The 7,096-nt window shown below is 34.6% G+C and carries 8 protein-coding genes; 3 read left to right on the forward strand and 5 right to left on the reverse strand.

Translation table 11 applies throughout. The annotated features are described in order from the left end of the window. Positions 1 to 145 precede the first annotated feature (145 nt). The 3 genes from ACMZ42_RS13155 (at position 146) to ACMZ42_RS13165 (ending at position 1,548) form a co-directional block, all read left to right on the forward strand. A complete protein-coding gene (locus ACMZ42_RS13155; protein ID WP_415731733.1) occupies positions 146 to 601 on the forward strand; it encodes a DUF523 domain-containing protein in 456 nt (151 codons plus the stop codon). Between the two features lie 450 nt (positions 602 to 1,051). Further along, positions 1,052 to 1,351, forward strand: coding sequence for a hypothetical protein (locus ACMZ42_RS13160; RefSeq protein ID WP_415731734.1), 300 nt, complete (start codon positions 1,052 to 1,054; stop codon positions 1,349 to 1,351). Beyond that, the gene (locus tag ACMZ42_RS13165) at positions 1,351 to 1,548 is read left to right on the forward strand and encodes a helix-turn-helix transcriptional regulator (protein WP_370076157.1); all 198 of its coding nucleotides are present in this window, start codon (positions 1,351 to 1,353) and stop codon (positions 1,546 to 1,548) included. Before ACMZ42_RS13160 ends, ACMZ42_RS13165 begins: the two co-directional genes overlap by 1 nt. 243 nt (positions 1,549 to 1,791) lie before the next feature. On the opposite strand, the gene ACMZ42_RS13170 is transcribed toward ACMZ42_RS13165, so the two are convergent. The 5 genes from ACMZ42_RS13170 to ACMZ42_RS13190 all read right to left on the reverse strand — a co-directional run bounded on the left by ACMZ42_RS13170 (position 1,792) and on the right by ACMZ42_RS13190 (position 6,797). Beyond that, positions 1,792 to 2,193 carry a hypothetical protein gene (locus ACMZ42_RS13170; protein WP_415731735.1) on the reverse strand — a complete coding sequence of 134 codons (402 nt, stop codon included), beginning with the start codon at positions 2,191 to 2,193 and terminating at the stop codon, positions 1,792 to 1,794. After that, positions 2,186 to 2,992 (reverse strand): HipA domain-containing protein, encoded by an 807-nt coding sequence (locus ACMZ42_RS13175; protein WP_415731736.1) that lies wholly within the window; start codon positions 2,990 to 2,992, stop codon positions 2,186 to 2,188. The genes ACMZ42_RS13170 and ACMZ42_RS13175 overlap by 8 nt, the downstream gene beginning before the upstream one ends. 229 nt (positions 2,993 to 3,221) lie before the next feature. Continuing rightward, positions 3,222 to 5,591 (reverse strand): ABC transporter permease, encoded by a 2,370-nt coding sequence (locus ACMZ42_RS13180; protein ID WP_415731737.1) that lies wholly within the window; start codon positions 5,589 to 5,591, stop codon positions 3,222 to 3,224. Positions 5,592 to 5,594: 3 nt separating this feature from the next. Next, complete coding sequence (locus tag ACMZ42_RS13185) at positions 5,595 to 6,353, reverse strand: ABC transporter ATP-binding protein (RefSeq protein ID WP_415731738.1); 759 nt, start codon at positions 6,351 to 6,353, stop codon at positions 5,595 to 5,597. A gap of 246 nt (positions 6,354 to 6,599) precedes the next feature. Further along, on the reverse strand, positions 6,600 to 6,797 hold the full coding sequence (locus ACMZ42_RS13190) for a DinB family protein (protein WP_415731739.1): 198 nt from the start codon (positions 6,795 to 6,797) through the stop codon (positions 6,600 to 6,602). Positions 6,798 to 7,096 lie beyond the last annotated feature (299 nt).

Consider the following 7,096-nt stretch of genomic DNA (forward strand, 5'->3'; position numbering starts at 1 on the left):
TCCTATAAAAAATGGTTTTAAAAAATCAATATTAGATAATAGAGTAGGTCAAGGAAGTAACATAAGCCATGTAAGAACTATTGACAGACACTTTTAATGGGCTAAAGTTTTACTTATACGATATGGCTAAAAAAGAGGTGCACATATGATTTTGATAAGTTCTTGCTTAGCAGGATTAAAGGTACGTTATAACGGAACAGATAGTTTAGATGAAAGAATTCAACGACTTGTGTTAGAAAATAAGGCGGTAACTGTATGTCCTGAACTTATGGGAGGTTTTTCGACGCCTCGTGAGCCCGCTGAAATTATTGGTGGAGATGGTGAAGATGTTCTTGATGGAAAAGCGAGAGTGGTTGAAAAATCAGGCCGTGATGTCACGGAGCTATATATAAAGGGCGCATATGCAACATTACAGAAAGCACTCGAACTAGGTGCGACTAAGGTTATATTAAAAGAGTATAGTCCATCTTGTGGCAGTGCAATGATTTACAATGGGGATTTCAATGGTACAAAATTAGTTGGCGCAGGCGTAACTACTGCATTGCTAAGAAGAAATAATATTGCGGTCTTTTCTGAAGAAGATTTTTTTACAAATAATTAGATCATTAACGTTGCATAAATTTGAATGAATTGTCTGCGTCTTCTATCTTTGAAGAAAATGAAAGACACTCAAGTAGAAGTAGTGAACATCCATGTAGGAACGAACGATGTGGATGAACTTTTATTTAATTTTTAATTTGGTTTTATTTATAAATATTTAATCCAAATTCCGTGTAGTTGTAGCAGCCAGAAGATTAAAAGATGCATAAAATACAGTTGAAGAATTTATACCTTTTTTTAGCGCTTCTTTAAATCTTGTTTAATAAGTGTGACTGTCTGAGAGTCTAATGAATCATAGGTACTTATTTTTTTACCTTGGAAGATTATTTAGGGAAGAAAATCTTTATATTCATCACTTATAAAATGTAAAAAGTATTTGACATCGGATTGGAAATGAATTACATTTAAAGTGTCAAATACTTTTTACATTTTAAGAATAGGAGTGAGTGATATGAATATTTTTGTTATTATCTTTCTATGCTTGATTGTAGTCTCAATGGTTATTATTATTTTTACACTGTATTCTATCGCAAAACGACAAGATGAACGTCAAGATTATATTAAATCTAAAGCGATGACTTATACTTTCAGTGTTGTTATTGGGTTTTTAGTCATTGAAATTATTTTAGATATTTACCGCAGTATTACAGGGCAAGCAATTAATCTGGGAATGAGCCCGTATATTTTCTTATTTACCATATGTATTGTGTATCTTGTATCTTTATTATTCTTTTCAAGAAAGTATGCCTAATGAAGAATAATATTAGAGAAGTTCGCAAACAATTAAAGCTTTCCCAAGATGAGCTTGCAAAATATTGTGGTGTTTCAAGACAAACTGTCAATGCTATTGAAAATGCAAAGTATGATCCTACTTTACATTTAGCTTTTAAGTTAGCATCTGTTTTACAGGTTACTGTCAACGAATTATTTATTTTTGAAGAAAATTAAAAGTTGCATTAAAAAACGTGTATTTTGAAATTAATTTTCTGAAATACACGTTTTTAAAACAATAGGCATATACTTTTTACTGCTCTATTCTATGAGGGTTCTGTTTTATGCTAGGTTTTCTTAAAGAGCTCCCAGACGAATCAAGATGGGCAATCACCCGTCAACTCGATTTAAAATACGTCTGAGAGCTCGTTTAATTTTTAATGGTTTATTTTACTAAAGAGGTTTATCACCCCAGTTAACTTATTGAAATTCTAGAAAGTTTGGTTCCTCAGGATAGTATAGATCCTTGCGTAAGCAGACATCCCGATGTATGAGGGTTTCGCCTTTAAATCGAATCCAAATCTCATCATCTGCCATTACACCATGTGTTTTACGCACGATGCCCCAACGATTATAGGCTTGCATATCTAGTGAAGTCAGTAATTCTTTTGCGTTGACCCGAGTAGGGGGGAAGGTTCGCCATTTTAGCCAACGTTCCAGTTCTTCTAAGGTAATATGCCCCTCCATCGTCGGCGAAAATTGCTTGTTAAAATCTTCAATATAGTTAATGACATATGGTGTGCCACCATCAGTCGGTTTTAACTCAACATTTGCAATAATGTCATCCATCCACATCACGTCAAAAGTCATGTAATCAATCAATAGCTTCACTTCCTTCTATAAATAAATGTTTCAAAGCTGGATTACGCAACTGTGAAAGTAATACGTCCTTAGCACGTCCAAAATCGTACGGTGATTGTTCGATTGTCGCTATTAATTTCTCCTTATCAATAAAGGGTGGTCCTTCATAAAGAGCAAGTTGTTTTGTGAAAGATGAATTCAGTGGTTTTGCTTTTACTTTTTGCTTTAAAATCGTTAAAGGTTTGCCAGGTGGATAGTCTTTTTCATCAGATAATAGGCTAAGCCCGTTATCGAAAATAGGTGCCAACTCCCATGTTTTTCCTTTTGGATCGTATAAAAATAAAATGTTATTTGTATGCCGATCTTCATTTAGAATAAGGGCATCAAATGCGAATAGCTGTGCAATCTGATGATGTACAACGAGCCCTGTATACTGCTCAATCTGTGCCATTAACTGCTCGAATTTTTCTTTAGTAGAAAGTGTTTTGTTATTTGTAATAGGGTCAGTAGAGCTGAAATTTGCTTCAAACAAGCGCTCAAGTGTCACTTCCTGTTTTGTACCACGAAAGTCGAGTGAATAGCAGCCATCAAATTGTTCACCGTCAGCCAACTGAATGATACATGGCTGATAGACGACATATTTAGAGCGATCAAGAGTTGAGCATTCAAGCATGAGGGAAGCTAATACTTCTGCTTGTCCCTCATAACCTCGTGCATTTTGTTTGACCCACGTGTTGCCAATACGCCATTTCGATTGATCCCCTTTACTAGAGGTACTAATAATATGTTCAGCATCGATAGGAATATGAATTGTTTCCATGTCATCACATCCAATCTAATCTAGTTTGAATTTCTTCTATTATATAATGTTATCATCATTTAACGCACGGAAAATTGCCCAACCAGTATTGTTTGTCGCTTCTTTAAACTTTGGCTTTTTTTGGGATGATCTATAAGAAACGGTTGGAGGTTGGATTGAATAAATTAAAAATGACAATCCTTATACGAAAATAATCGCCCCCACTACCTAAGTAGATCGGGGGCATTTTTTAGTCAACGAGCAAAATTCGAGGTGAGGTTTTGGCGATTATTTTCGTTGATAACCAACAACCAAAACAAGCGGCCAAAATACTTAAAAGAGATAATCCAATACTAACTGGCCAGTTTATCGCAAGGGGGAGTTCAAGTAAGCCGTATTCTAAAAGAATACTTTGTAAAGCTACGGGTATTACTTTAATACCGATAAAAATCCCAAATATAGTCCCTAGTGATGAAAGAAACAGAATTCCTGATGTAATCGACCATCTAATAGTATTTGAGGTCATACCAATAGATTTAAAAATTCCGTAAGTTCCGCTTTCTTTTCTTACATTTATTCTAGAAACACTAAAAATAATGATGAATGTTACAGTGATAAATAAAATTCCGATAACAGATAATGGGATTATTAAAATAGCGACCACTACTTTAAAGACATTATCTAATGATGTTTGTTGTGTTTCAGCTGAGACAGAGCTTTTAAAATTATTGTTTAAATCATCAACGATTTGATCTGATAATGTCTCATCTACCAAATTGATCATACTTTGTTTTGAAGCAGAATAGGTAGCATTATAAACTTTGATAACATCAGCGGTAATTCTCGCTGAATTAGACATATTTGCTATCGATTGATAGATACCGGTAACAATCAAATGATGCTGCTTGCCTTCGATATAGACTTCCACGATGTCCCCTAGATTTTTGTGTAAAGCCTTCGCGACATTAAGGCCAATGGCTATTTCATTTTTATTTACGGGATTACGGCCAGAAATTGTCTCGTATCCAGCAGCATCAAAACTACCTTCAAGAGTATCGACTTTAATATTTAACGGTTGATTTGGTTCATTAGGGAGAACCCCTGTAAATTGATCTAGCCAAGCGTGATTTTTAATGCGTTCATCTGAGCGTAAAAATTGTTCAAACTGTTGTTTTGAAAATGTTGCTTCATTAGAAACCGTTACTACAACATGTGATGAATCGTAGCCAAATGCTGGTGTGTTTTGCTTGATGGAAATAAAGCTATTAAGCATGACTGCACTAAACACTAAAATAGCAGAAGTAATGGCTGTAAGAACAATAATAAGAATGGAACTTTTCATATTTTTGGTGATGTTTTTAATGCCAATTTGCAAATTAACAAAATTAGAAAGGCGATTAGAGTTATTTAAACGACGATTCAATTTACTGTTTGCAAATTCTGACATACCGTATTTAATTGCCTGTACTGGTTCAACGTGGCGTGTTTTGTTTGAGTAAATGAACGCAGTAAGGATAACAATGACAAGGATTATGACAGCAAGTAGCATGGTGATTCTAAAATCTTGAATAATCGTTAAATGTTTTCCGGACTTTAAATAAGATAAAGAGCTTTCTATAATCACTCTGGAAAGGATTGTACTGGCAATAAGGCCAGGAATAATCGAGACTACGGATAATAAAGCAAATTGTAAAACATAGGTCGCACTAATTTTTCGAGAAGTAAGTCCGAGAGATTTAATGACACCAATCGTTTTATAGTTCGTTAAAATGGCATCTGAAATACTAAAACCAATAATAAACAATGAAATGAATAACATTGCTACACCAAAAGCAATCATGATAAAGCCGATAATTTTATTAATAATTAAATTAAACGAATAGAGATCCACGTATTCCATTTTTGATTCAAGGTAGGGGCCGTTTAAAAATTTTTCGAATTCTATCCAATAGTTTGCACTTTGCTGATAATCATCAAAGCGAAGAGCCATCATATATTGTTCAGACCCTATCATCGTATCAAATTGTTTATGATAGTCAGAGTCGTTCATCCAAATACGAGCATTATTTGAAAAGGGTCCACCATATGGCAAATCTACAACTATACCAGAAACACTTAATGAAAAAGCTTTTTCGCCGGTGTTAAATTCAATAGCATCTCCAAGTGAAATATTCGAAGTAGAAGCCATCGATGTGGGAATCCAAATCGTTCCCTCAGTAGGATAGTCCTGATTTTTACCCTCTGAAAATAGTAATCGATCAATAGCGAAGGGCGTTTTTGGTGTATTCATCATGAATAACAGATTTTGCGTTTCTACACCATTCGCTGTGAAGCCAGATAAATTTCTATAAGGAATGAGATTCGAGGCAGTAACTCCTTGTTGCTCTTGCCACCAAATGTTGACAGTGATTGGATTATGAATATCCTTACCCATCGTTAAAATTTGATGAGCCCCATTTGAATCATGATGTATTTTTTCAAAAATATTGTTTGTATTCATAATAATTGTTACAGAGGTAGCTAATAAAAGGGTGGATAGCATAATTAGGACTGCTAATAGTACATTTTGGATTTTTCTTTTCTTGATATGTGCAAAACAAAGAGTAATAACTGCGTGCATTTTTTACTCCTTTCCCGCGACATAAGAAAAGATAATATGTTCACGCTCTTGTATGCTAGCATCATCGTATTGATCGAAGTTTAAAATGCCTCCAATTTTTCCATCCTGAATGAAAATAAGCCGATTAGCACGACAGGCAGCTTTTATATCATGTGTAATCATTACTACAGACTGACCCTTTTTGTTTAAATTCGTTAAAATATCTAAGACAGCTACACCTTGATCGTAATTTAAACTACCCGTTGGTTCATCTGCAAACAGTATCTCTGGGTCATTGACTAATGCTCTAGCAATAGCAGCTCTTTGTTGCTGTCCACCAGAGGTTTGCGAAGGTAAACGATTTCGTTGCTCTTCAAGTCCCATTTTATTTAATAGCCTCTCCGCTTTTTTGATCACATCTTTTTTAGGATATTTTGCAATATATCCTGGGAGGGTGATGTTTTCTAGCAATGTCATATCCGGGACGAGATTACTACTTTGATAGACATATCCAATTTTTTTAGAGCGAAATGTAGCTAACTGCTGTTCGGTAAATGTATCCAGCCTTTCTCCATGAAAATAAACTTCACCAGTCGTAATGGAATCAAGACCACTTAAAAGATACAGCAGTGTTGATTTACCCGAACCGGAGTTTCCCATAATGACTGTAAAATCTCCTTTATATATATCGAGATTAATATTTTTTATTGCATGAAATTGCTCACTTCCTGTGGAATATGTCTTACATAGATTTTGAGCTCGAATAAGTACCTCTTTATCCACGAGAATACCTCCTTCAAATGTATTTCTTTTAGTGTAAGGGTGAATTATTATAAGGTCCTTATTAAATTATTAATAAATTCTTACAACATATATGTAGATTTGAAAATCATATTTTATCCTGAATTAACAGCCCGTAAAAGCAGATTGGTGGAGATCTTATAAACAGTGGGTATAACATAGCGAAATTTTATATAAAGACAAAAATAAGCTTTGGATATAAGATGATGTCCAAAGCTCTTTCATAAATTATTTTGTTTTTACCTGCTCAATTTTTAATCCGAAAATTTGAGGCGGTTCAATCTTGTTCATTTGTAAATATGTAGAGATTTGTCCGCGATGATGGATTTCATGCTCGGGAATCGACATAAGTATTCTCCAAGCACTTACTTCATGACCATGAAGGGTTAAAACCTTTTTTGACACCAAACCGTTACCAATTTTCAATAGCCCCTCTGTTAATTTAGTTTGACATGATTCTAAATAATTTGAAATATCCTCAAGAGTAGCCCCCTTACAGATTTTCCGAACGAGAAAGCCTATGCAGGGTGTATAGCCCGTCTTTAGACATGGGATGAAAGAGAGGTCAGACAAGAGGTAACTATTGCTACCTTAATTGTCTGAAAGGGTGTTATACTTCATCTTTAGACTAGTAAAAGTCTATAAAACACGCTCGTTCATTGAAAATTGGATATTGTATGCGGTTCGATAGCCTAATTCATGCTATCGGTAAAACAATATGTGTC

Source organism: Lysinibacillus sp. NPDC056185 (genome assembly GCF_047737915.1).
Lineage (GTDB): Bacteria > Bacillota > Bacilli > Bacillales_A > Planococcaceae > Lysinibacillus.